General features: G+C 36.4%; 18 protein-coding genes, 2 pseudogenes and 1 other annotated feature. Of the genes and pseudogenes, 9 read left to right on the plus strand and 11 right to left on the minus strand.

What is annotated here, in order from left to right:
- Window positions 1-227: 227 nt before the first annotated feature.
- Window positions 228-2,414 carry an MMPL family transporter gene (locus FJQ98_RS01530; protein WP_201406602.1) on the minus strand — a complete coding sequence of 729 codons (2,187 nt, stop codon included), beginning with the start codon at window positions 2,412-2,414 and terminating at the stop codon, window positions 228-230.
- 128 nt (window positions 2,415-2,542) lie between these two features.
- Here FJQ98_RS01530 and FJQ98_RS01535 point away from each other — a divergent pair, with 128 nt between their 5' ends.
- The 4 genes from FJQ98_RS01535 to hxlA all read left to right on the plus strand — a co-directional run bounded on the left by FJQ98_RS01535 (window position 2,543) and on the right by hxlA (window position 6,164).
- Window positions 2,543-3,160: a TetR/AcrR family transcriptional regulator gene (locus FJQ98_RS01535; protein WP_053596621.1), complete on the plus strand. Its 618-nt coding sequence runs from the start codon at window positions 2,543-2,545 to the stop codon at window positions 3,158-3,160.
- Window positions 3,161-3,744: 584 nt separating this feature from the next.
- Window positions 3,745-4,173: a DUF1641 domain-containing protein gene (locus FJQ98_RS01540; protein ID WP_053596623.1), complete on the plus strand. Its 429-nt coding sequence runs from the start codon at window positions 3,745-3,747 to the stop codon at window positions 4,171-4,173.
- A 50-nt stretch (window positions 4,174-4,223) separates the two neighbouring features.
- A complete protein-coding gene (locus FJQ98_RS01545; RefSeq protein ID WP_053596624.1) occupies window positions 4,224-5,408 on the plus strand; it encodes an NAD(P)/FAD-dependent oxidoreductase in 1,185 nt (394 codons plus the stop codon).
- 111 nt (window positions 5,409-5,519) lie between these two features.
- Complete coding sequence (gene hxlA / locus FJQ98_RS01550) at window positions 5,520-6,164, plus strand: 3-hexulose-6-phosphate synthase (RefSeq protein ID WP_241774632.1); 645 nt, start codon at window positions 5,520-5,522, stop codon at window positions 6,162-6,164.
- 244 nt (window positions 6,165-6,408) lie between these two features.
- Here hxlA and FJQ98_RS01555 read toward each other — a convergent pair whose 3' ends face one another.
- Both FJQ98_RS01555 and FJQ98_RS01560 read right to left on the minus strand, forming a co-directional pair.
- Window positions 6,409-8,073 carry a M20/M25/M40 family metallo-hydrolase gene (locus FJQ98_RS01555; protein ID WP_201406603.1) on the minus strand — a complete coding sequence of 555 codons (1,665 nt, stop codon included), beginning with the start codon at window positions 8,071-8,073 and terminating at the stop codon, window positions 6,409-6,411.
- Complete coding sequence (locus tag FJQ98_RS01560) at window positions 8,030-9,388, minus strand: alanine/glycine:cation symporter family protein (protein ID WP_053596635.1); 1,359 nt, start codon at window positions 9,386-9,388, stop codon at window positions 8,030-8,032. The genes FJQ98_RS01555 and FJQ98_RS01560 overlap by 44 nt, the downstream gene beginning before the upstream one ends.
- Before the next feature lie 259 nt (window positions 9,389-9,647).
- On the opposite strand from FJQ98_RS01560, the gene FJQ98_RS01565 reads away from it, so the two are divergent.
- Window positions 9,648-10,376, plus strand: a complete 729-nt coding sequence (locus FJQ98_RS01565) for an IclR family transcriptional regulator (RefSeq protein ID WP_053596626.1) — start codon at window positions 9,648-9,650, stop codon at window positions 10,374-10,376.
- Between the two features lie 64 nt (window positions 10,377-10,440).
- Here FJQ98_RS01565 and FJQ98_RS01570 read toward each other — a convergent pair whose 3' ends face one another.
- The 6 genes from FJQ98_RS01570 to FJQ98_RS01595 all read right to left on the minus strand — a co-directional run bounded on the left by FJQ98_RS01570 (window position 10,441) and on the right by FJQ98_RS01595 (window position 18,291).
- Window positions 10,441-11,682, minus strand: coding sequence for an MFS transporter (locus FJQ98_RS01570; RefSeq protein ID WP_053596636.1), 1,242 nt, complete (start codon window positions 11,680-11,682; stop codon window positions 10,441-10,443).
- A 72-nt stretch (window positions 11,683-11,754) separates the two neighbouring features.
- Window positions 11,755-12,019: a binding site (T-box leader), on the minus strand.
- Window positions 12,020-12,186: 167 nt separating this feature from the next.
- Window positions 12,187-13,368 (minus strand): iron-containing alcohol dehydrogenase, encoded by a 1,182-nt coding sequence (locus FJQ98_RS01575; RefSeq protein WP_053596627.1) that lies wholly within the window; start codon window positions 13,366-13,368, stop codon window positions 12,187-12,189.
- 14 nt (window positions 13,369-13,382) lie between these two features.
- Complete coding sequence (locus FJQ98_RS01580) at window positions 13,383-14,804, minus strand: aldehyde dehydrogenase family protein (RefSeq protein WP_053596628.1); 1,422 nt, start codon at window positions 14,802-14,804, stop codon at window positions 13,383-13,385.
- A 17-nt stretch (window positions 14,805-14,821) separates the two neighbouring features.
- On the minus strand, window positions 14,822-16,207 hold the full coding sequence (locus tag FJQ98_RS01585) for a hypothetical protein (RefSeq protein WP_053596629.1): 1,386 nt from the start codon (window positions 16,205-16,207) through the stop codon (window positions 14,822-14,824).
- A gap of 226 nt (window positions 16,208-16,433) precedes the next feature.
- Window positions 16,434-17,426, minus strand: a complete 993-nt coding sequence (locus tag FJQ98_RS01590) for a LacI family DNA-binding transcriptional regulator (RefSeq protein ID WP_053596630.1) — start codon at window positions 17,424-17,426, stop codon at window positions 16,434-16,436.
- Between the two features lie 247 nt (window positions 17,427-17,673).
- Entirely contained in the window at window positions 17,674-18,291 is a 618-nt protein-coding gene (locus FJQ98_RS01595; protein WP_053596631.1) for a hypothetical protein, read from the minus strand.
- A gap of 64 nt (window positions 18,292-18,355) precedes the next feature.
- On the opposite strand from FJQ98_RS01595, the pseudogene FJQ98_RS01600 reads away from it, so the two are divergent.
- Both FJQ98_RS01600 and FJQ98_RS01605 read left to right on the plus strand, forming a co-directional pair.
- Window positions 18,356-19,324, plus strand: a pseudogene (locus tag FJQ98_RS01600) (quinone oxidoreductase family protein).
- A gap of 466 nt (window positions 19,325-19,790) precedes the next feature.
- Window positions 19,791-21,162 (plus strand): annotated as a pseudogene (locus FJQ98_RS01605) (IS3 family transposase).
- 78 nt (window positions 21,163-21,240) lie between these two features.
- Here FJQ98_RS01605 and FJQ98_RS01610 read toward each other — a convergent pair.
- The gene (locus FJQ98_RS01610) at window positions 21,241-22,050 is read right to left on the minus strand and encodes an EcsC family protein (protein WP_053595882.1); all 810 of its coding nucleotides are present in this window, start codon (window positions 22,048-22,050) and stop codon (window positions 21,241-21,243) included.
- Between the two features lie 262 nt (window positions 22,051-22,312).
- Here FJQ98_RS01610 and FJQ98_RS01615 point away from each other — a divergent pair, with 262 nt between their 5' ends.
- Both FJQ98_RS01615 and FJQ98_RS01620 read left to right on the plus strand, forming a co-directional pair.
- A complete protein-coding gene (locus FJQ98_RS01615; RefSeq protein WP_053595881.1) occupies window positions 22,313-22,525 on the plus strand; it encodes a helix-turn-helix transcriptional regulator in 213 nt (70 codons plus the stop codon).
- A 21-nt stretch (window positions 22,526-22,546) separates the two neighbouring features.
- Window positions 22,547-22,945 carry a hypothetical protein gene (locus FJQ98_RS01620; RefSeq protein WP_053595880.1) on the plus strand — a complete coding sequence of 133 codons (399 nt, stop codon included), beginning with the start codon at window positions 22,547-22,549 and terminating at the stop codon, window positions 22,943-22,945.
- A gap of 399 nt (window positions 22,946-23,344) precedes the next feature.
- Here FJQ98_RS01620 and pdxR read toward each other — a convergent pair whose 3' ends face one another.
- A complete protein-coding gene (gene pdxR, locus FJQ98_RS01625) occupies window positions 23,345-24,721 on the minus strand; it encodes a MocR-like pyridoxine biosynthesis transcription factor PdxR (protein ID WP_053595879.1) in 1,377 nt (458 codons plus the stop codon).
- Window positions 24,722-24,781: the final 60 nt, after the last annotated feature.

The raw sequence follows: 24,781 nt of genomic DNA on the forward strand, positions 1-24,781 counted from the left end.
TCTATATACTATGATAAACTGTGTAATTAATTGTACATATCATAGCGCGTTTAAAGGGTATGTAGAATAGAGTAATCATGACATCATCATTTTATACATTTAAGATTTATCGATAAATGAGGGGATTTAGGTGATAAATCGTTATCAGTTAACGATAAACTTGAAAAGTTGGTCGATAAATTAAAAAATATAGGTGATAAATTCTTTTAAGTGTTCAGCCTTTAAATTTATTCATCTTTTTTAAATAATGCACCTGGCCAGAACGCATATTTACCTAAAATAGTTGTAATAGCAGGCACTAGTAAAGGACGTACAATGAATGTATCAAGAAGTACACCAATTGCAGTAACAACACCAAATTGGACAAGTACTTGAATAGGTAATGTAGCTAGGACAGCAAATGTTCCAGCTAGAATAAGACCAGCAGATGTAATAACACTTCCTGTTCGTACGACACCTTCCTCAACCGCTGTTAAGTGATCTTTTGTTCTACGTTTCTTCCAAATTTCCGAAATCATAAAGATATTATAATCTTCCCCGAGTGCTACTAAAAATACAAACGCATATAGTGGGATTGCTCCTGAAATGGCCTCTGCTCCCATTACATGGTGTAAAATAAGCCATCCTGCACCCAGTGCCCCGAAATAAGAAATAATAACCGTTGCTAATAAATAAACAGTCGCTGTTAATGAACGCAGATAAATAAATAATAGTAAAGCAATTAAAGCAATCATTGTCGGCATAATAACCGTTTCATCACGTACAGTTATTTGTTGTGTATCATATTGACTGGCTGTCTCACCACCGATCCAGATATGACTTTCTGCATTTTTTACACCTTCAGCTTCAAGCACTTTTGCAACCTCTGCCTTAAGCTCTGGAATATGAGCTAACGATTCCTTAGCATAAGGATTTGCATTTAAAAAAAGTTCGTACAATTGAATGTCATTATTTTTCTTTCCGATTTGGACATCTACAACACTATCGATATAAGAGATTTCCGTTAATGGCTGCCGCAAATTAATATCTGTTCCCTCTGTGTCAATGACAAGCTGTACAGGTGCTAGTTCTCCAGGTGAGAAATTTTCTTCTATTAAAGTAAAGCCTTCACGTGATGGCATATCCTCAGGGAATGACGATAATAAGTCAAAAGTATACTGAATACGTGGTACGAATGCTACTAATCCACCTAGTAACAGTAAAGTTACAACAATGACAATCCATGGTTTATGCGTCACGAAGCGCCCAATTTTATGGCTGATTTTATGTGTTGGTTTGTGCTGTTTTTTACCCTTCTTATGAGCCATTTCCTCTGTTCGAGGTATGAATGGGAAGAAGGCGACGCGACCTATCATGACAAGAATTGCTGGAAGAACAACAAGTGCTGCAATTCCCATCACGAGTACGCCAAAGCTAAATGGAACTGCAAAGCGTTGGAATGCACCATAATGGGCAAGACTAAGAGTAGCTAGACCGATGACAACCGTTAAGGCACTCATCATAATTGCACCGCCAGATTCCTTTATAGCAAGCTTCATGGCAGTAGTCTTATCCTCAATATCAAATAATATCTCTCGGTACTTTGATATTAAAAATAAACAATAGTCTGTACCTGCACCAAAGAGTAATACAGTCATAATAGAGACGGCCTGCGAATCCTTATCTATCCATCCATGATCGGCCATGAAGCCGAGCGTTGGACTTATGACACCATAGGCAAGAACAACAACGATTAATGGAATAATAGCTAATAATGGTGAACGATAAATAATAATTAGTAATACTAAAACAAGGAGCACTGTTGCAATTAATAATTTCACATCAGCCTGAGAGAATAAACTGACAGCATCCGTAGCGATACCAACTGGTCCGGAATAACGCACATGAAGATCGCCACTAGCTAAGTTTTTATCTAGTTGGACATTATACGTATCCATTGTTTTTGTTAATGTTTTTAAACTTTCCCGCAATGCATCAGTAGCAACACCTTTTTCAAAGAAAACAGGCGTCACGATAGTCGTGCCGTTTTCAGAAGCAGATGCTACGAAGGCTTGTGGCGGCATTTTATCATAAGGTGGAATAAGAGTTTGGTTTTCTAAAGGTTTAGCTTTAAGCTCTCCGTAAATCTTTTGGATGGCTACGAAATCGTCGGTAGTTAGCCCACTTTCTCGATGCCAAACGAGTAATAATGGTGTGCCTGCTTCATTCGGAAATTGTTCTGCAATAATAGCCGCTGCTTGCTGAGACATTTCGCTCTCGGGTAAATTTTTACCAGATTCACTCTTGATACTATTAATCTGTGGCCAAGCAAAAGAGAGTACAACCACAAGTAAAAACCCAAAAACAAGGGCTAATAAACGACCCTTTTTACTTGCTACCATTGAGCCCCATTGCTCAAGTGGATGTTTTTTCATGGTAGGACCTCCGTTTCATGTAAGTAATTTTAATTATATATACTGGAAGGTTAATTAATCAATCAAATAAGAAATCTGAACATGTTATACTATCACTAAGAAGCATACTTATTAAGGAGGAAAACTTGTTGAAACAATCACCACGTGTTTTAGGAAGACCTCGCAATGACATCAATGCAAAACCCACAAAAGCTGTTGTTTTAGAAACTGCAACAAAGCTTTTTATAAAAGAGGGCTACAAAAACATTTCGATGGATGATGTAGCGAAAGCTTGCAATGTGACAAAAGCGACTATTTATTACTATTACCCTACTAAAGGGGAGCTATATACATCAGCACTAATTGAAATGATGAACAAAATAAGACAAGCTATTATACGAATTTTAGAACAGTCTAAACCTTTTAAAGAAAGGCTAGAGGAGCTTGTTGAAGTACATTTATCTGCAACCGTAGCTATTGACATGAAAAATTTTATGCGTGAAGCAACTATGAATTTATCCGAATCACAAATCTTAAAAGTTCATGCATCAGAAAATGAACTGTATAAAACGATCCAGCAAGCGATGCAAATTGAAATGGAAAAAGGGACGATTCACCAAGGAAACGCAGAATTTTTTGCACATACTTTTTTGTCTCTAATGACAGTGGGGTATTTTAAAGATGGAGAAGGGAATAGGTTATTTCAAACAGAAGCCATCGCTGCAAAAGAGATTGTAGATTTCTTCTGGAAATCTGTTGGAAAATAAATTCCTTCATTATATATAAAACATACTTATTAATAAAAACTTTTATGCTTGAATCCGACTTTAAAAGCTGTTGAAGATGAAGTAAGTATTATACGAACGATGGAGGGGAAGTTTAAATACAGAACGAACCCGGCTTAACAGTAAACAAGAGAGCAAGAGCAATTATTATTAAAGATCAAATATTTTGCAGAGACAATTTAAAAATTCAAGGTTGGAAATATTGTATTTTTTTACAGTAAGGACAAAAAGCAAGCGTAAATACAATATATAATTGACAAAATCAATGAATTTTGAAAAGATTGTCGAAATTGTGATTTAGCTCATTGAAATAATGTGCAAACAGTCTTATAATGGAGTTTGTAATGCACCAAGACAAGATAAGGATGGAATTATAATGCACTTTTTGCAAAATAAAGTTAACATTGTAATAACAAGTCATACGAATTGTTATCCAGCCCTTGAGACTGGTGAATGTGTAGATATACGCGCTGTAACGACTGTTAAGAAGTGCCTTAATGGTCTTTTTTACATGGAAGCAATAAAAAATTAAAAATAGTAATAGTGATGGCAAAGGAGAGTTCAAAATGTCAGAAACGAATAACCAAACACAGTCTGAACAATTAACTGTTAGTCAAGAACAATTGGATGTGCTAGATCAATTATTAAAGCCTGAGGTTCAGGAATCACTTACAACTTTAGTTGAACAATTACCAAAGTTAACTGAAATGATGACGTTATTAACAAAGTCATATGACTTTGCTCAAGCAGTTGCAACTGACGAAGTGCTTAAAAATGATACTGTTGGTGCTGTAACAGAAATGGCAGGTCCTGTAGTAGGCTCAGCTAAAAACCTTGCAGCTACTGCAATTGAAGCGAAAGATCGTGCTTCTGAAAGCCAAGAAGTAGTTGGTTTATTCGGTCTTGTGAAAATGTTAAAAGACCCACAAGTTCAAAGTGTTTTCCGTTTTGTTAATGCTTTCTTACAAGTAAACGCTGAACGTAAAGCTAAATAAGACTCGACTCGAGATATATTCAATTCGTAAGGACGGAGGATTAATTAATCATGTCAAAAGAAATCGTCATCTTAGGTGCTGGTTACGCTGGCGTTTTAACTGCATTAACAGCACGTAAGTATCTATCAGCTGATGAAGCTAAAATTACTGTAGTAAACCAATTCCCAACACACCAAATTATCACTGAACTTCACCGTTTAGCTGGAGGTACTATTGCTGAAGGTGCTGTTGCTTTACCACTTAAAAAAATCTTTAAAGGTTTAGATATCGATTTACAAATCGCTAAAGTAACAAAATTCAACGTAGACACTAAAAAAGTTGACCTAGATACTGGTTATACTTTAAATTACGATACTTTAGTAGTATCTTTAGGTAGCCAAACTGGATTCTTCGGTATCCCTGGATTAGAAGAAAACTCAATGGTACTTAAATCAGTGAACGATGCAAATAAAATTAACAAACACATCGAAGACCGTATTAAAGCATATGCACAAACAAAAGACGAAGCAGATGCGACAATCGTTATCGGTGGTGGCGGTTTAACAGGTGTTGAGCTTGTTGGTGAAATCGTGGACAACTTCCCGAAAATCGCAGCAAAACACGGTGTTAACTTTGCTGATCTAAAAATCAAACTTGTTGAAGCTGGTCCGAAAATCTTACCAGTACTTCCAGATGCACTTATCCAACGTGCTACTGAAAGCTTAACAAAACGTGGAGTTGAATTTATTACTGGCACTCCTGTTACGGGCGTTGATGGTAATGTCATCTCTCTTAAAGATCGTGAACCAATCATTGCCAACACACTTGTTTGGACAGGTGGGGTAGCTCCACTTCCACTAGTAGGTGAGTCTGGTCTAGCTGCAGACCGTGGCAAAGCAACAATTAACGAGTTCTTACAATCTACATCTCATGATGATGTATTTGTAATTGGTGACGCATCTGTTGCATTACCGGGCGACGGTGGACGTCCACTATACGCTCCAACTGCTCAAGTTGCATGGCAAATGGGTGAGTTCGCTGGCTACAACTTATTCGCACAATACAAAAACCAAGAGATGAAATCATTCTCAGCAATTAACTCTGGTACACTTGCAAGCTTAGGTCGCAAAGACGCTGTTGCGACTATTGGTGCTAGCAACACAGAACTTAAAGGCCTTCCAGCAACACTTATGAAAGAAGCGTCTAACATTCGCTATCTTACACACATTAAAGCGCTATTCGGCTTAGCATACTAAAAATAATACACCCTTATAACTGATCTTTTTAACAGTTGTAAGGGTGTTTTGTATTGTAACAGGTATCACTGTACCTGTTGACGGCGGTTTCATGGCGTATTCAGGTGTATAATGAATAATATTAAAATTCAGCTGGCATTAGATCGAATGGCGATAGAAGATTGTATTCAATTAGTGGAGACAACGGAAAAGTACATTCAGTGGATCGAAGTTGGTACAGGTGTCATAAAAGAATATGGCATGGCTGCTGTACGTGAGTTGAGTACACGTTTTCAAGGAAAGACAATTGTAGCGGATATGAAAACATGTGATGCTGGGAAACATGAAAGTATGCAGGCTTTCGAATCAGGTGCTACTATAACGACTGTTATGGGATTTGCTCCGAATGCGACAATCAAGCAATGCCTGGAAGTCGCTACTGAATACGGTGGAGAAGTTATGATTGATTTACTTGGCGTAGAAACAGCAAATCGGGTGAAGAAGATTTATGAACTAGGTGCGAGGCTTTTCTGTCTTCATGTTGGAAAAGATATGCAACAAAACGGCGAGCTAGTATCATCATCTTTATTTAAGTTAGTAGAAGGTTTAGAGGGTATTCGAATTGCAGCTGCAGGTGGAATAACTGAAAAAACAGTTTCAGATCTTCTTGTAGCAGGGGTGGAAATTCTTATTGTTGGTAGCTTTATTACTGGAAGTACTGAACCAGAGGCTAATGCCAAACTCTTTTCGGATGTAATTAAAGAAACGATCATTTAGCTTTGAATGAAAAATTGTATTTTTGAAGTTAGGTTATTAAAAAGCTTATAGTGCCAAATCCTTATGCACAACTGCGTGGATTAGAGAGTTTACGTTTCGATTGTATACTTTTATTAGACTGTCAGGTGAAATTGCAACTGTCTACAAATCGCGCTGTTTAATTATGCTACTTGCATTAGCATCCTAATATTTTAAGGGCATGAATCAATAGTGATATTGAAATCATGCCCTTTTGATAATTATATTAATGACGATGAACTTTGAATAATTCCCTCGTTGTTTTACGGATTAATCCTGGGAGAATGCCAAATGAATAAGGTTTATAAACTCTTTCTGTCCATTTATGCCCGTCTTTCCCGTAAACGCCCATAGTAACAGAAGGGATGTTTAATGCTTTTATTTTTTCAAAAGGTACAGGATAAAGTGCTTCCCATTCTGGAAAATTATCAAGCAACTCATATAACTCTTTTTCAGTGGCATGGATAGATAAGAAACTACCATCCGCTAAATAAGGGAAAAATCGTTTTACTTTAAACTGTTCACCAGTCTCATTTGCAACCTCAGCGACAACTTCTGTAATCGTTTGTTTTAATATTCTATCTTGCTCTTTATTATCTTTTAAATAATTGTGAGGCAAGAAAGGGGGAGCGAAAAATAAAATTACACGAGGTCTATGCTCCGGATCTGCTTTTTGAAGTGCATTCACTATCGCAAACGACTGTTGACGAGATTCCTTACCAACGTTTTTTTCTAAAGCTTCTTTAATAATGAAATCTGTATTGACGCCTCTTTCATTTAAATACGAAATAAATTCATGGTAAGTAACAACTTCTATATTCCATGCTAGATGATGCTTCGGTACTTTTGAGAACTCAACATATCTTTCATATTGTTTTTGTAAATATTTTTCTGCTTCTAAACTAGCTTGTTGCGCTATAGCTTTAAGTTTATCGATTACTTGATTTGGTGTTTCTTTATATAAAAAGTAATTAAAGTAGATATGACTTGTAGAAGCAGTTTGAACAGTATATGTTTCCTTTGTATCACGTTGATATAAGCAAGTAGGGGGGAGAATGGTTTCTCCTTCAATTTGCTCAGTCAATTCAAAGTTATTGTGAATACGTTCAGTAATTTTAGCTGCAATATAATTCGGATCGATACCGCTTAAAGTATCTCCTACATGAACTTCACGACCATAAATATGGAAAGAAGGGAGAAGCTTACCTGCTACACCTGTATAAATGTAACGATGTGGATCATTTCCATATAAAGGTGTTGTAAAGTCGGTATTTATAGCCATTAAAAAATCTAATTTTTCTTCTATTTTTAACCGGTTAAGTTCATCTAAAGCATCAATAATGCCGTCATGCTCAGACTCTTCTCCACCATTTAAAATAAGTAATAAGTTCCCTTCTAATTCTTCAAGATGATTGGAGAAATAAAGAGTATTAGCAATATGCACAGCAGCGCCGCTTTTCATATCAACAGCACCTCGTCCAAACATCCAGTCACCACTTAATGCATCATTTTGTACATCTGCATTGCCTTCATAAGTTTTAAAAAACGCCTCAAGCTGCTTTGCTGAAAAAGCATATTCCTTTAAGTTACCATAGTCTTCTATATCCACTGTATCAAGGTGTGAGTGATAGATAATTGTCTTTTTTTGTTTTTTTGGGCTTTGGACAAATGCAAAAAGGTTTTTGCGACCAATCGGATCATTTTTCACTCTAGTTGTCCAAAGAAGTGAAGGATTTTTTTGATAGTATGGGAAAGTTTGCATCTGATCATAAACAAAATCGATAATTTCCCCTTCACCCGCTGTCCCATTAATGCTATTAATATTTACTAAATCAATCGTTAGCTTTTCAATTTGCATTTCGATTGGTAATTGTCTCAGTTGTTGATTCATGAATAGTACCCCTTTTTTGTTCTACTAAATATCTTTTAAAATAATCATTGGTTATCATTTTTACTTCTTTGCTTAAGCATAAAATTGCAATCATATTAGGAATAACAACAAGCGCTAATAATAGGTCTAAGAATTTCCAAATGAATTGTAAGCCACCAATTGAACCGACGATAATAGCACCTAAATATACAAAGCGCATAAATAAAGAAAACTTGCTACCAAATAAAAACTCGGCTTGTTTTTCGCCATAAAATGCAATAACAAGAACGGTAGTAATTACAAGAACAAAGAGTGTAATGGATACAAATATACCTGCAAATTCCTTTCCGAAAACAGGAGTAAACGCTTTTGTTACCATTAATGCAGCATTTTCTGCACTTATTTCCTTCCAAGCACCAGAGACGAGAACGGCCAGTGCTGTCATTGTTGATACGATCATCGTGTCTACAATAACTTCAAATGCACCCCAGAAACCTTGTTTCGCCGGATGGACATTTTGGGCAGTCGAATGTGCGATTGGTGCAGTACCCATACCAGCCTCGTTAGAATATAGCCCCCTTGCTAATCCCCAACGAATTGCCTGAGCGACTCCTGCTCCAGCAAAACCACCGACAGCTGAGATAGGTTGCAATGCTGATGTGAAAATTAAACTAATCATTGCCGGAATTTCCTTGTAGTAGTACACAAGAATAATTGTTATCCCAATAATATAGAAAGTCACCATAAACGGTACTAATTTTTCAGTCATTCGACTGATAGATTTAATACCGCCATAAACGCCAAGATATACGATAATAATCATGGCAATACCTACAGCAATAGCTGGAATCGAAAATGATCCTGAAATAGACTTAGCAATCGAGTTTGTTTGAACCATTATACTTGCACCGATTTCAAGCATTAAGGCAAAAGCAAAGAATATGGCAACTTTATTCCATTTTAAGCCATTTTTCATGTAATACATTGGACCACCAACATATTCTCCCTGATCATTCTTTTCTCTATATTTCATTCCGAGAACAACTTCGGAATACTTAGTAGCTATACCAAAAATTGCTACAACCCACATCCAAAAAATAGCACCTGGTCCTCCAAATGCAATAGCTACAGGAACACCAACTAAATTTGCCGCACCGAGTGTGGATGCGAGCGCACTGGTAGTAGCTTGAAAGGGAGTGACAGTGCCTTCACCTTCATTGTTTTTCCGAAAAAGCTTCCCGAATGTTTCACTGAGTATATGAGGTAGCTTTATAAACTGAAAAAATCCTAAACGTATTGTGAAAAAAATACCCCCAAAAACTAGAATAGACATCATTGGTATACCCCAAAGAAAATCTGTAATCTTTGTAATAAAATCCAAGTGTAATTCCTCCCCTTACCTTTGTTTAAAACGCTTACAAGTTTTATATTCCACTATGCGAAATTTAATCCGTATAGTGGAATATAATTTATCATATAAGAAAAGTAATAAATCGTCAATTTAAAAAATTCGGACTCTTTTTATGAATTAATTGGACGGTATAGCTATTTAAATAGATAAAAATTCGTTAAAATGAATTGAAGGAGGAATAGCAATGATTCAGTCAATTGAGAGAGCGATGATGATAATAAATGTGCTAGCAGAGCATCCTAAGCGATTCTTTTCAGTTCAAGAAATTTTTAGTGAGACAGAGCTGCCAACTAGTACTATTTATCGATTGTTATATACATTAGAAACTTTTGATTTAGTGGAAAGAAATGAAGAAAAAAAAGAATTTCGATTAGGCTATACATGGCTACAACTTGGAATGAAAATGTACCATGACACTAACATTAGAGAAAAAGCACATCCGTTATTAGAAGAGCTTGCTTATAATGTTCGTGAAACAACATATTTAAACATTCCAAAACAGTTTACTTCTATTATCATTGATCGAGTAGATAGCCCTAAGAATGTTCGCATTATAGATATGATTGGTGAGAAGATTCCTTATCCTATTGGAGCAGCGAATAAAGTCTTACTTGCTTTTTCAAAGAAGGGAATACAAACTCAATTTCTTGAAAAAATAGATGAGCAAGATAGGGAAGAGCTAATTGAGCAGCTTTATCATATTAAAGAAAAAGGGTACTCAATAAGCTATGGTGAAAAAACGAAGGGAACTGTGTCAGTTGCAGCACCAGTTTTTGATTTGGACGGGGAACCGATAGCAGCGATTAGTGCAGAGTGCTTCGAATATGATACAGATGTTGAAAAACTAGATAGTATAGCTAAACAAGTAACACAAACAGCACATCTTCTTTCTCATGAACTAGGGCATACGTAAATAGGTCTTTCCAGCTTTGGGAAAAGACCTATTTTTGTTTGCCTTTTGAAAAGCTGTATCAATTCTAGTCAGTAAGCTTAGAAATATTTCTATAAAATCGGGCCTTTGAAGGTCGAACATTAAAAATTAGCAGTATAGTTGCTACTACAAACATGATGATGGCTGCAAATACAACAACATATCGAATAGATATAAATTCAGCCGTAATTCCAAAGATGGCAGTCATGATAATAATGAACAAGGCTTCTACAAAACCATAGATACTTCCTATTCTCCCCATGCTATCGACAGGAATATTGTTTTGATAAAAAGTATAGAAGCCCGTATTGGCAAAGGCTGTCGCGAAGGACAAAATAAAGCATCCTGAAGAAGCTATAAGAAACGTATAAGAAGAAGTGAAAGTTAAATAACCTAATGCTGTTAGTAACGAACCCATTCCTATAAGCCAAGCGGTGGGGATTTTTTCAACGATTGCTGTATTCAGTAAAGAACCAACCAATATACCAGCACCTGCTATGCTCACTAAAACACCGTATTCACCTTCGGATAATGAAAGTATTTGAGTAGCAAAGGCAGCCTCTAAAGAATCCGTCGCGGTCATCATGACAAGCATCGCACTAAATAAAAAATAGATCATCATAATGTACGGATTTTTAAGGCTAAATCTTATAACAAGCTTCCAATCATTGAATAATACCTTGTAGGAAATTTTCTCATCTGCTTTACTAGCCAGCTGTTGATTGGCTTCAACATTAGGCATACCTAATGTAATACAGGCTGATAAAAATAAAGCAATGGCATTCAAGTAAATTGCCATAGTAGGCGTTCCAATCGTAAACAGCAGTCCTGCAATGGCTGGACCGGTTATGAATGCACCAGAATCAAGTAGGCTACGAAGCGAGTTAAAACGTTTTCTTTGTTCAATTGGTATCAATTTCGTAATGTAGGTCATGGAAGTCGGATGATACATAGAGCTAGCTATTGTAATAACAAAGACCAAGAAATAAATCCAAGTTAAAGTAGAAAAGAAAGGTAGTATGACAATTAGTAAAGATTGAAAGATATTGAGCACAATCATGAGATATTTTTTATTTAAACGATCTATCAAACTACCGGACCAAAAATTGGCGAAAAGTGTAGATGACGCTCTAACGATATATAAGCCAGATACAGCTAGAGCTGATCCTGTGAGATTTAAGACAATAAGATTTAAAGTTATAAAATATATCCAGCTTCCAACGCTGGAAACGCCAATACTAAACAATAATATAGCCGGATAACGCCACGCTTCTATTAATTTATTCATGCTCATATAAATTCCTCCTTGTAGTCATTACAAGTAACTAAACAAAAAAATCCCACCCCCAAGACGATTTGTCTTAGGGACGAGATTGTGGAATTTATATTCACGCGGTGCCACCCTAGTTTACTATTATGTCACCATAATAGCCTTTTCAGTACGGCATAAACACTTATGCGTATACTGTTACTCTGTAACGGGAGTTCCCGTCGCACCATCATTCAACTAGAAATCCAATGCGCTACTCAGAGGCTTGTTTCAATAATTCGTTCTTACTCGTTTTCAGCAACCCGAGCTCTCTGGGAAGAACAGCCTTATTTACTCTTCTCTTCAATGTATTTTTGATAGTGTAGCATAATTATTCTTTGCAGAAAAGTCTTTTTTCTGTTTATTTCGAAAGTTTGGTCAAAGCTTTTTTTCTAAGCGATATTCTTTTTACGATCGTATAAGCCAAATAGGGACTACCCTAAGTGTTTGAGTCACTTTTAGGGCAATCCCTTGAATAAAAGCTTATTTAGTAGGCTCAACGATGATGCCATCATAAGCTGCTTTATAAATAGTGTATATATCCGCTTTTGAAAGTGGCATCGGACTTCGAGCCAAAATACGTCGTTGCTCGATACCATCGTTTGTTAAACCTTCTAATGCTTCTTTTGGAATATTAAACCCTTTGAGGGAAGAAGGTATATTTACATCTTCAACAAGACGTTTTAATTCTGCTACACATTTATAGGATGCCTCTTCTTGTGAAAGGTTTGTAGAGCTAAACCCCATGGCATCATATATGTCCTTCATTCGTTTTTCACAGCTTTGACGAATATATCCCATTACATAAGGTAGTAATACGGCATTAGAGTCCCCATGTGCCAGGTGGAATTGACCACCTAAAGGATAGGCTAGTGCATGTACACCTGCGACACCTGCATTGAAGAACGCTAAACCAGCGAGGTAGCTACCATAGCTCATGTCAATACGCGCCTGTTTATCATCACCATGTGCAACAGCTGTACGAATAGAATTACTAATAAGACGGATGGCCTGTAATGCTAAAGCGTCTGAAACAGGGCTAGCATTTTTTGAAATATAAGCCTCTACGGCATGAGTAAGGGCATCGACTCCAGTAGCTGCGGTTACTTTTGGTGGCAGAGAGATTGTCAATGCAGGATCGACAATTGCCACATCTGCAAGGAGATTGTCATGTGTTACAACGTCCTTTGTCGTCTCTAACGACAGCACAGAGATATTAGTGATTTCTGAGCCAGTTCCTGAGGTTGTAGGAATTAACACAGTTGGCAGTCCTTTTTCTGTAATTTGAAGAGTACCAGTTAGATTTAGGTAATCTGCAACATTCCCTTTATGTGTAGCAAGGACTCCAGCTAATTTCGCTAAGTCTAGTGCGCTTCCTCCGCCGACACCAATGACCATATCAAATTGATTGTCACGAGTATAGGCTACTAATTTTTCTCCAATAGCTAATGGGGGCTCTGGTACAACATCTGTATAAATCTCTGTTTTATATCCTGCTTGTTGTAAAGGATTAACAACCTGATTAGTTAAACCAATATCCTTTAAAAAAGGGTCTGTAACGATTAAGATTTTTTCGGCATTGAAGCGTTTTATTTCTTCTAATAAATGAGATAATGCACCCCAGCCTGTATAGCTAATAGGGGCAAAGGTAATTTTTTCAGACATAGTTGTCCAACTCCTTATTGTTGATTCCAGACGACAAGTTTAGTTTCTGTCATTTCGTGAATTGCATATTTTAAGCCTTCCTTACCTGTACCGCTTTGCTTAACACCACCATAGGGCATTTGATCAACGCGATAGGTAGGAATGTCATTAATGATAACTCCACCAACCTCTAGCTGCTTTGAAGCGGTAAACGCAGTTTGAATATCCTTAGTAAAAATACCTGCTTGTAAGCCAAAATTAGAATCGTTTATAGCTAAAATACCTTCTTCAATAGAAGCGATGCGATTTACAATAACAATAGGTGCGAATACTTCCTGACAGGAAACCTTTAAGTTTGATGCAACATTCGTTAAAATAGTCGGCATAAATACGCCGTTCTCAATTTGACCGCCTGTCACAATCTCAGCGCCATTTTGAACAGCCTCCTGTACCCAATTTAAAGCCCGTTCTTGTTCGTTTGGATGAATCATGGCAGAAATATCTGTATTTTGTTCGAGCGGGTCGCCTATGATTAATTCCTTCGTAAGAGCAGAGAACTTGTCGATAAATTCATCAAACAATTCATCTACAACATATGCTCTTTGTAAGGAAATACATACTTGACCTTGATTTGAAAATGCACCCATTACACACTTTGGAACGATGTCGTTTAAATCGACATTGCGATCAATAATGAGTCCTGCATTTGACCCAAGCTCTAAGGCAACTTTTTTCAAGCCCGCTTTTTCACGAATGCCTATTCCAACTGAGGGGCTACCCGTAAAAGTAATCATTTTTATTTTACTGCTCTCTACAAGGGCATCACCGACTATTTTTCCGCTACCAGTTACAACAGTAAAGGCTCCTTTAGGCAAGGCAGTTTGGTCAATAAGTTCAGCTAAAAAAAGAGCAGAGAGTGGTGTTTGTGAGGCAGGCTTTAACACAATTGTATTTCCCGATGCAATCGCTGGTCCTACTTTATGAGCTACTAAATTTTGCGGGAAGTTAAATGGAGTGATCGCTCCAATTACACCTAATGGCTGTTCAATTGTATAACCAAAGCGACCAGCCCCATTTCTTGCAGCATCCATCGGAATCATCTCACCTGTTAGGCGTTTAGCTTCTTCAGCAGCGAATTTATATGTTTCAATTGTGCGATCTATTTCATTTAATGCATATTTCAAAGGTTTGGCTGCTTCGAGAGAAATGATACTAGCTGCCTTTGTACGATTTTCTATCAAGAGCTGCGCAAGCTGTTCTAAAATAGAAGCTCGTTCAAAGGCTGTTAAGGCAGCCATTTTAGCATTTGCAAAATAGGCTGCATCGATTGCCTCTTGTACTTCTTCGCGTGAAGCCTGTGGTATTTCTGCAATAAGCTCCTTTGTATAAGGAGAGTGGAGATCTGCAAACTTATTAGCAGTTTTCCATTCACCATTTACATATAATTGTTTTTTCATCTAATCATCCTTTCAAATTAGACTTCCTTTACTGTCTTTGGTTGATCTTTTGTAAATGTTTTATCTACTTCGCCTTTGAAAAAGTCTTTGCCATAAATCAATAAACATAATACTATTCCTACTGCGAATGCCCATGCAGCCCCTTTAATACAAAGAACAGCTGCAATAATTCCGGCAATTCCTAAATCTGTTTGGCTACGCGCCTCTAAAATACCCACTTTTACACTTACATACCCTTGAATTAATAAAGTTAAAGCTAGAGCAACACCTAATATCGGTTCTACTAAGCTGACGATTGGTAATAGTAATAAACCAGTGTTTGTTCCCCAACGGAAAGAGCCAATACCACCAAAGAAAGAATCCATCGCCTTGCGCCCTTTTTTATAGCGCTCAATCATTACTACTTGCATAGCTGACCATGTTGGACCGCACATCGTTACATCTGGACCGAGAATACTCATAAAAGAATTACGCATACCAAAAATTAAATGTGCTCGACTTGGACTATAACTTAACTTTTCATCTGGACGAGCAGCAGCGCCATCGTCTACTAGTACTTTATTTTGTAATACATCACCAAATAAAACGATATAGGCTGCCAATACGGTAGGGAGACCGCTAATAAACATCATTAGTGGCGGTAGACCTAAGCCAAAGATTGTGTATTCATTCCAAAGTGTTATAAAGTCAGGTGAAGAAAAACCGAACTCAATAGTTGGCCATGGAGCCTCGCCAAATAAAGGTGCTACAATAACTGCGATAATGATTACAGGGAAAATTCCTAGCTTAGCAACGGTTGACCAAAACGCGTTTCTTTTATGAAAAACAGCAAAATGCTTTGAAAATAATAAATAGAAGCCAATGCCAATTGCTATAGAGATTGTCCATGGAAACGTTTCAAAGCGTCCGCCGACTTGGAAGACAGAAATAACAGCCGCAAGTCCAGCACCGAGAATAATTCCTGATTTCATAGCTGCTGGGATAAGCCGTACTACACGCTCTGCTAATCCAGTGGCACCAAGAAAAATGGAAAGTAACCCGAGTGTCATCTGAAAGGCTATAAGAGCATGGACTCGCTCAGGACCTTCAGGGAATTGTTGACAATACAAAGTGATTAACGGAATAGCTGGAGTGATCCAACCAGGAACCGCTGGATCTCCTAATAGATGATGTGTTAAATAAAATAACCCGTTTAGTACAATAATGGCTAATGCAACCTCAAAAGGCATACCTAAAAGAGATGTTAATAATGGAATCGCCGATAAATCTACGGCACACATTAGTAATCCTTGCACATAATCTGGCCACTCAAAACGATAGTGAATAAAAGGCAAGCGAATTTTAAAAGGACCCGCTGGAATATAAGGTGATTCCTCGCCATATTCGCGATTTTTCCATTTCATAGAATATTTCTCCTCCTAAATGTGATAATTAACCCCTTTATTAAAAGCAAATGAAATGTAAGAAAACCTCCTTAAGAATATAATGAATACGTAACCATTTCGGCTCAAAAAATTTTGATGCGCCACACTTATAATGAATGCGTAACCATTTAAGTAATAAAAAAATGATATGGTTACGTATTCATTTAGTAATAAAATATAAAACAAACTCTATTAAAAGTTTGTTTTATATTTTCCGAGTAGTGCTTCTATCAAACACTTTAACAGACTCCGTAATTTTTACGCAACTATTTTTTTTATTTTCAATCATTTCAATTAATTTTTTAATAGCTAGAAATCCTAAATTTTGTTCTGAAATACTACCTACTGTTGTTAACTGTATGGCCCCATGCTGACTTAATTCAACATTATCGATACCAATGATGCTCAGTTCATTAGGAATCGAAATATTACTACGCATTGCGTCATCCAATAAATTAAGAGCTAATGAGTCAGCGCCAGCGCATATAGCGGTAGGGGGATGAGGGGTTTCTGTTAATGTTTGAAAAGCCTGTGAAATGCTTACTTTGGAAGTATCAGTATTAAATATATATGAATCTTTAATTTCGATTTTCGCATCTTGTAGTGCCTGCATAAAACCTAGGAATCTATTATTAAACGTACTTACTGTTAAAGGTCCACCGACCCATGCAAGTTGTTTATGTCCAAGTTCAATAATGTGCTTGGCTGCTAAATATCCTGCTTCAAAATTATCAATTTCTACAAAGTATTCATTATTTTTATGTTTACGGTTATATGTGATAAACGGAATATTCATACGCTTTAATTGCTCAAAGAAGGGGTCATCGATTAAAATACACGATAATACAATTCCATCTACTTTGTGCTCTATAGCAGTTGCATAAGCCTCTGAAAGATTTTTATCATTTACAAATTGTACATTTACACGGTAACCCATATCATTTGCATAATTCACAATAGCCGTAGTCGTATCAACAAAGAATGGATTGTGTAGTGGACCCGAAAGTAATACGATGGTGCCAGTTTTATTTTGAACAAGTGATCGTGCATGAGCATTAGGAATATAGTTAAGCTCATCAATAGCTTTCATTACTTTATCGAGAGTAGGCTTTTTCACCAAATGAGGTGTATTTAAAACGCGAGAAACAGTTGTTTGAGAGACACCTGCATATTTTGCAACATCTTTCGATGAAACCAATAAAATTCCTCCTTCTTACAAATGACTACGTATACATTTAACTATACAGTGAATAACGCTCAGTGACCATGCTTAAATGAGTAATAGAAGATAAAGAAAGCAAGTAGGGGTTCAATATTTTTTTTGATTTTATAAAGTCTATCGTTAAAGTGTTCCGATAAATGTGAGAAACATTCCGATAAGCTTTGAAATTGTTCCGATAAATTCAAAAATTATACCGATAAATCGTGAAAAGGTTCCGACATTTTTATTGAAGATAAGCTTTAAGCCCTGTTAATAGTGACTGACAAATGATGACTGACTCTACTGTATGATTTGTTATTTCAAGAGAATGATCAGCGTTTTCTACAATAGCAAGCTTATGTGAAGAAAGTTGTTCTAATCTTTCTTTAGAGTAGTGAGGGTCAGCTGTACCGATTGCTAGAAATGCCTGCTTCACAAGCAAATTTTTCATAACATGATCAAGTGACAGCAGCGGTGTTAAAAGCACATAGTGAGAAGGGACAGGTGAAGACTGTTGCATATAAAAATCTATGATAGGCAATGTCCCAAGTGATTTACCTATGTATACAGCTTTTGTATAAGATTTTGTACTTAAAATATATTCTACGATAGGATTTGCTGCATTAAAAACTGTTTCTGAAATAGCTTCTGGCTCCTGTCCGAATTGCTGCGGATCAAATGCATAGCATACCTGTACCACATCATAGCCAAGCTCTAGCATCAGTGCAGTGGAATAATAAAGAAGAGGTTTTTCATAGGTATAGCCTGTGCCAGAGAACATAAAACACACTTTGTCGCTAGTGCTATCAAAGTAATTGTATGCAATGCCATTATGTTGTTCTTTTCTTGGTTTGATTTTCATGGAAATACACCCATTTCTTTAATATTTATTCTATAATCTTACTATAACAAGGAGGATGAAATTTATGAAGGCTGTTATCATCAATGAGTTTGGAACTTCTGATGTTTTAAAGTACGTGGAATGCCCAAAGCCCACTATTTCGGCAGGGGAAGTATTACTACGCACGACATATACGAGTGTGAATTTTGCCGATATTAAAAACAGAACAGGAAATAAAGCAAAAGCGATTTTTCCGATGATACTTGGTTTAGATGTCGCTGGTGTAGTTGAAGAGTTTTTTGATGAGAACAGTGATTTTTAAAAGGGGGACCAAGTTATTGCATTCCCGAAAAATGGAGCCTATGCAGAATATGTGGTGGCGAAAGAGCAGCTCGTCTTTAAAATTCCAAATGATGTTCCTTTGGAAAAGGTAGCTGCTGTGCCAACGGTTTCATTTCTATCCTATCTTTTGACACATCAAATAGCTCCAATTAGTACAAATGATAGCGTATTAATTCATGCTGCATCTGGTGGGGTTGGGACAATGCTTATTCAAATGGCGAAGAAGCTAGGTGCCCAAAAAATTATTGGCACGGTTAGTGATATGAAAAAGGCGAAAATTGCCTATGAGCTAGGCGCACATCATGTACTGACATATGATAATTTTAGTGCTCAAGTCAATGAACATACAGATGGTCATGGTGTTAACATTATTTTTGACTCAATTGCAGGAAATATTACGGAAGAGAGCTTTAACTGTTTAGCTCCGTACGGTACGCTAGTGCAATTTGGAAATAGTGGTGGCAAAGCCGGAAATATAAAAACATCTGATTTACATAGTAGCTGTCGCAATGTGAAAGGCTTTAGCTTAGGAACGACTCGAGCTTCTAAGCCAGAAATGCTACAACAAGTTGCGCAGGAGATGTTTACTTTATTGAAGGATGAAAGCTTCCAAGTACCAATTGCTAATATTTTTAAATTAGAGGACATGCAGAAAGCCCATGAATTAATGGAAAGTCGCCAGCATCAAGGGAAAATTTTAATTAAAATATAAATAATCAAACCCTGTATAGATACACGCTATACAGGGTTTTGCTTTAGTTCTTGTAACAAAAAAACAACGTCGTTGAGTAGAAGGGCAAAATCAAGCCCCCTCCAGCAAATCCAGCAGGTGCTTGGGAAAAGAAAAGGCAAGTGCACTACTTGAAAAAATCCATCTTATTGATTCAACCACCATTTCTTTTTGTTTCAGCCAGTATCAGTGAATGAAGTAACAACGAATGTGGACAACTGTTTTGATTGGCTGCATTACTATCCAAATGTTAGGGGTTTAATAATTAAATCTTTAGAGAACAGGGAAGAACGATCAACTATTATGCAGGCTGTAAATAAAGGGAATCTTGGCGAGTACCTTGAAAATGTCGTAGTAGATATCAATATTGAGAAACGATGAAAAGATGACGCCAATGAACTGCGCCCCAATTGTTAGACACATCTAACAATTGGAGGTGCAGTTTTTTATGGTTAAATATACTGCAGAAAATAAATTACAAGCAGTTGAGCGTTACTTAAATGGAAATGAAAGTGCTAATAAAATAGCTAAATCTTTGGGGACTAATAAACAAGCAATCTTTAAATGGATTAAGCAATATGAATACAATGGTGTTGAAGCTTTTCTTCAGCCATATACAAATTACACACTAACGTTTAAAATGGATGTACTAAATTTTATGATTGAAAACGGTACATCCTTAAACGAAACGGCAGCTATATTTAAAATACCTGCCCCTTCAACAATTAGTGTTTGGAGAAAGCAATATGAAACTCAAGGATTAGATGCCCTTCAATCAAAGAAAAAAGGGCGTCCATCCATGAAAAAAGATTTCAATAAACAATCGAAACAAGCACCATTTAAAGACTCTACCGAAGCACTTGAAGCACGTATTAAACAACTAGAGATGGAAAACGAGTATTTAAAAAAGTTGAATGCCTTAGTTCAAAAACAAGGAAAAAAATCACCAAACAGGACAAAGCACAAGTAGTCTATGAGTTAAGGCATAAATATCCGGTGAAAAGCACTTGTAAAAACTCGCTGGCATTCCACGAAGTACGTACTATGATTTAGTAAAAACGTATGAATCGACCGGATCCAGATGCCGATTTAAAAAGCAGAAATAAAGGAGATTTATGAAGAACATGAAGGGCGTTATGGCTATCGCCGTATTCGTGATGAACTAGCGAATCGTGGACAAAAAAAGTGAATCACAAAAAAAGTGCAACGCATCATGAAAGAGCTTGGTTTAAAATGCTTAGTACGTATGAAAAAAATATAAATCCTATAAAGGGAACGTTGGCAAAAATTGCGCCAAATATTTTTAGACCGCAATTTTAAAAGCAGATGCCCCAAATGAAAAAGTGGGTAACAGACATTACGGAATTTAAATTATTCGGTGAAAAAAACTTTATTTATCGCCAGTTTTAGATTTATTTAACGGGGAAATTATTACGTATACAATTGGTTCTAGACCAACCTATTCACTTGTTTCAGATATGTTGGACAAAGCGTTTGAACGTTTACCTGAGCACCATCAGCTACTCATGCATTCCGATCAGGGCTGGCATTATCAAATGGAAAAATATCGTCGCGCCTTAGAATCAAGAGAGATTGTTCAAAGTATGTCTCGTAAAGGAAACTGTTACGACAACTCTGTCATGGAAAATTTCTTTGGAATTATGAAATCTGAATTCCTTTACATGAGGGAATTTGAAAGTATAGAGCATTTTAAAATAGAATTAGAAAAATATATCAATTACTATAATACGAAACGGATTAAGGCAAAATTAAAAACGAGTCCGGTGCAATACCGAACTCGTTTTACACAAGCTGCCTAATGAAATAACCGTGTCTAACTTTTAGGGGTCACTTCACAATCTGTATTGTCGGTGTCATCTTTTTCAATGTCGATAGTATTATTGTTTATTTAGTTCATTTATTTTTTCATATATACGGCGCTTACGATAGAGCATGATTCCTGCTTCAGCAACATCTTGAATCATGCCTTTATTTGCATAGGCACCGAAAATCATCCCAGCTATCGGAATCATTTGAAACAGTTTTTTCCACCCGAACTGATCGCGATACGTAAAAAATACTTCCTGCCAGCCTTGAAGCTGCGAAATCATATTTTCCGCTGCATTATTCGTATTATGCATGGAAGAAAGTTCCTTCAATATCGCTTCTTTGCCGACAATATCAGCAGAGGAGAATTGGAGACATTTAACGATGAAAATTCGTTCCATTTTATCGTTTGGATCATAGCCATGAATTATCGCAATCTCTTGCAATGTTTTTAAAGCCATTCCTAAAATAAAAGGAATATCAATAGCTAATGTGAAGATACCACCAAAGCCAGTAGAAGCACCTTGTACAATTGCTAATTTTACGCGTTCATTTTGTAGGTTATCACTTAGAGCAATCATATCCTCTAACGGAATTTGTCCAATATCGGATATAGCAAAAATATTATGAAACGAAGAATTGTTACGGATTTTCTGCAGCATAGCTTGTTCATTAATTAAGTATTGGCCACCTGATTGAATATAGCTCCCTAATTCATCAACTAGTAATGCTATCTTATTTTGAAGAAAAGCAGGCGTCATCTTATCTAAGATTTTAAACGGAATGCGACCTAATTTCTCCCAAAACCATAAATCCTTTTGATCTTTCTCCCATGCTTGAATTTCTCGTAAATGCTTTTCTAATTGCTCGAGATTCTCCATTGTGTCTTTTCCCCTTATAGTTGCATTTATTTTTAAATACGAGGAGATTTATAAAAAGGTTTCGTTAGTTTTTATATAATTTAAGAAGTAACCCATTAGCCTAAAAAGCAAGAGGGATATACGGTGGTGTGAGAGGTTCACTAGTCAATTAATTACTAGTATCCATTTCGATTATAATACCTCATTTATTTTCTGATTATTCAATAATGTATAGTTTACGATACATTTTGTATGTGATACTCTACATTCAGAGGTGGATAAATTGAAAAAAGGCAAAGTAAATAACAATGTACGCCAATATCGACGATTAATCGATCTAACACAAGAAGAATTTGCTCAAAAAATTGGTGTACACAGACAAACGATTATAGCAATTGAGAAACAGAAATATGAGCCGTCAATTGGTGTAGTATTAATGATTTCTTTAGTCTTGAAGGAACCAATTGAAAAATTATTTTTTTTTCATGAGGAATAAAGAAGTAAGGAGGAAATTAATATGCGTTCAAAAAAATGGATGGTCTTAATTTTTTACACATACTTATTCTTATCGGCTGGATATTTAAGCTATTCTGCGTATGATAGAGGTGATAATTTTTGGATTATTTGGGGGGTATTATCTATAGGTTTAGGTTATCAAGTTATCCGATTCTTAATTGATAAAAAGAAGGATGAATGGAACACTAGTTATGTAGTGGCGGATCAACGAATTTTAGGGAAAATTAAATTGTCGTTGGCTATATCTTATTTATTTATTATGGTTTTTTTGATAATCGGAGCGTATGGAATTCAACAAGGTTTTTTTATATTTGAAGCTTTTGATACGATAGTTGCGGCTATTATTTTTAGTTTTTTGGTATTTATGATTTCTCAAGTAGTGCAACAATTTATAGATTAACGATTCTAGGTTGTTAATTTTCATTTTAATTCTTCTATATATGGTGTACGTACTATAAAACACTATATAGGGAGGAATTTTTTTATGACAATTATGAATGCATTATCTTTAAACGCTTGAGAACAACAGATGGTAAGGCCATGGTCTGCAAAAAACTTCATCTTCGGTCTAACGCTTAACTAAAAAGAGGGGGATTTCAGAAAGCCATACTATAAATACCTTATATCAGGTTTTATAGTATGCTCTTATTATTGAATAAAATTTTATGAAAAGGTTGTTATTTTCGTATTGTTGAATCTCTTTATTATACCTAAAGAAAAGGAGATGTGTTTCAGGGAAGGTCGCTACTCCTGGTATAGAAGCAGCTCAAACTAATCAAGTAGAAGTAAAGTATCGGAATTAAGCTGTCGTGGATGATGACCAAACTGTTGCAAGTAACGCGATCCCTTCATTGATTTGCTCGAGGGTTAGCCCACCATAGCCCATTATGACCATAGCATGTTTAGAGCCTTGTTGATAGGAGGTTAAACATGGATAGACTTTGATTCCTACCTCCTGGGCCAACCTAATTGCATCCTGTTCAGCAAGCCTTTTTGGTAACTTCATAACAATATGTAGCCCAGATTTTTCACCAATAACTTCGAATTCCTTAGAAAAATTTACGTTAATCGCTGCTAGTAAAGCTTGTTGCTTTTTACGATAAATAGTCCGCATTTTGGCTAAATGCTTATCGAATAAACCTTGGGCAATAAAATCGGCTAACACAAACTGATCTATTTTTGAGACAACAGATTTTTGCTCCTGATTAAATAGCATAAATTCTTCGACTAACGATTTAGGCAAAATCATATAACTAATGCGCAGCGATGGAATAAGTGTTTTAGAAAATGTTCCGAAATAAATAACACGTTGCAGCTGATCCATTTTTGTTAAAGAGGGGATAGGGAGCCCCTTATAACGAAATTCTGAGTCATAATCATCCTCAATAATATATGCCTTCTCAGAAGTAGCCCATTGCAGAAGTTCTGCACGCCGTTCAACAGGCATGACCATGCCAAGCGGAAACTGGTGTGCGGGTGTTGTGTATAACATGTGGATGGATTCTTTCGGTATTGTTACCCCTAAGTTATCAACAGGAATAGCATGAGTTGTTAATCCACATTGTTGCAATGTTGCACGTACTCTTTTAAAGCCAGGCTCTTCTAAGCCAACATGTGTTTTTGGGCCAAAAAAGTGACATAGAGCTTGAAGCTGACTTTGTGTACCACTATAAACAAACACTTGTGATGCTTCACAAGCAACTCCTCTCGAACGTTCAACATAACGAGCGATTTCCGTCCGTAAAATAGTCTCTCCTTGCCAGGGACTTGTCGTTAAATTATCCACATTGAAATGCTTTTTCAACAGCTTATGCCAGATGGAAATAGGAAAAGCTTCCTTATCCACATGTCCATTATGAAAGTCAAATTTTATAGTATATGTAAGTGGTGTTGTAGCTGTGGATATTTGCTGCTTCAGCTGCTGTCCCCATTCGAATTCAAAGGGCGCTATAAAATAACCAGAGCGTTCCTTACTGTAGATATAACCTTCAGCTAGTAATTGCTCATACGCCTCTTTAATCGTATGGATACTAACATCAAGCGTTTTAGCAAGTGTTCGTTTAGAAGGTAATTGCTCATGGGCCAGTAGTTTTTTTCTTAAAATTGCTTGTTTAATTTCTTCGTAAATTTGTACGTATTTCGATGTATCTCCAGTAAATGAGATCGATAGCTCCAAAATATTGCACCTCCTGGTATGGTCCATTTTTTAAAATTTGGTTCTATCTATCATATCAAA

Source organism: Lysinibacillus agricola (assembly GCF_016638705.1).
GTDB lineage: Bacteria > Bacillota > Bacilli > Bacillales_A > Planococcaceae > Lysinibacillus > Lysinibacillus agricola.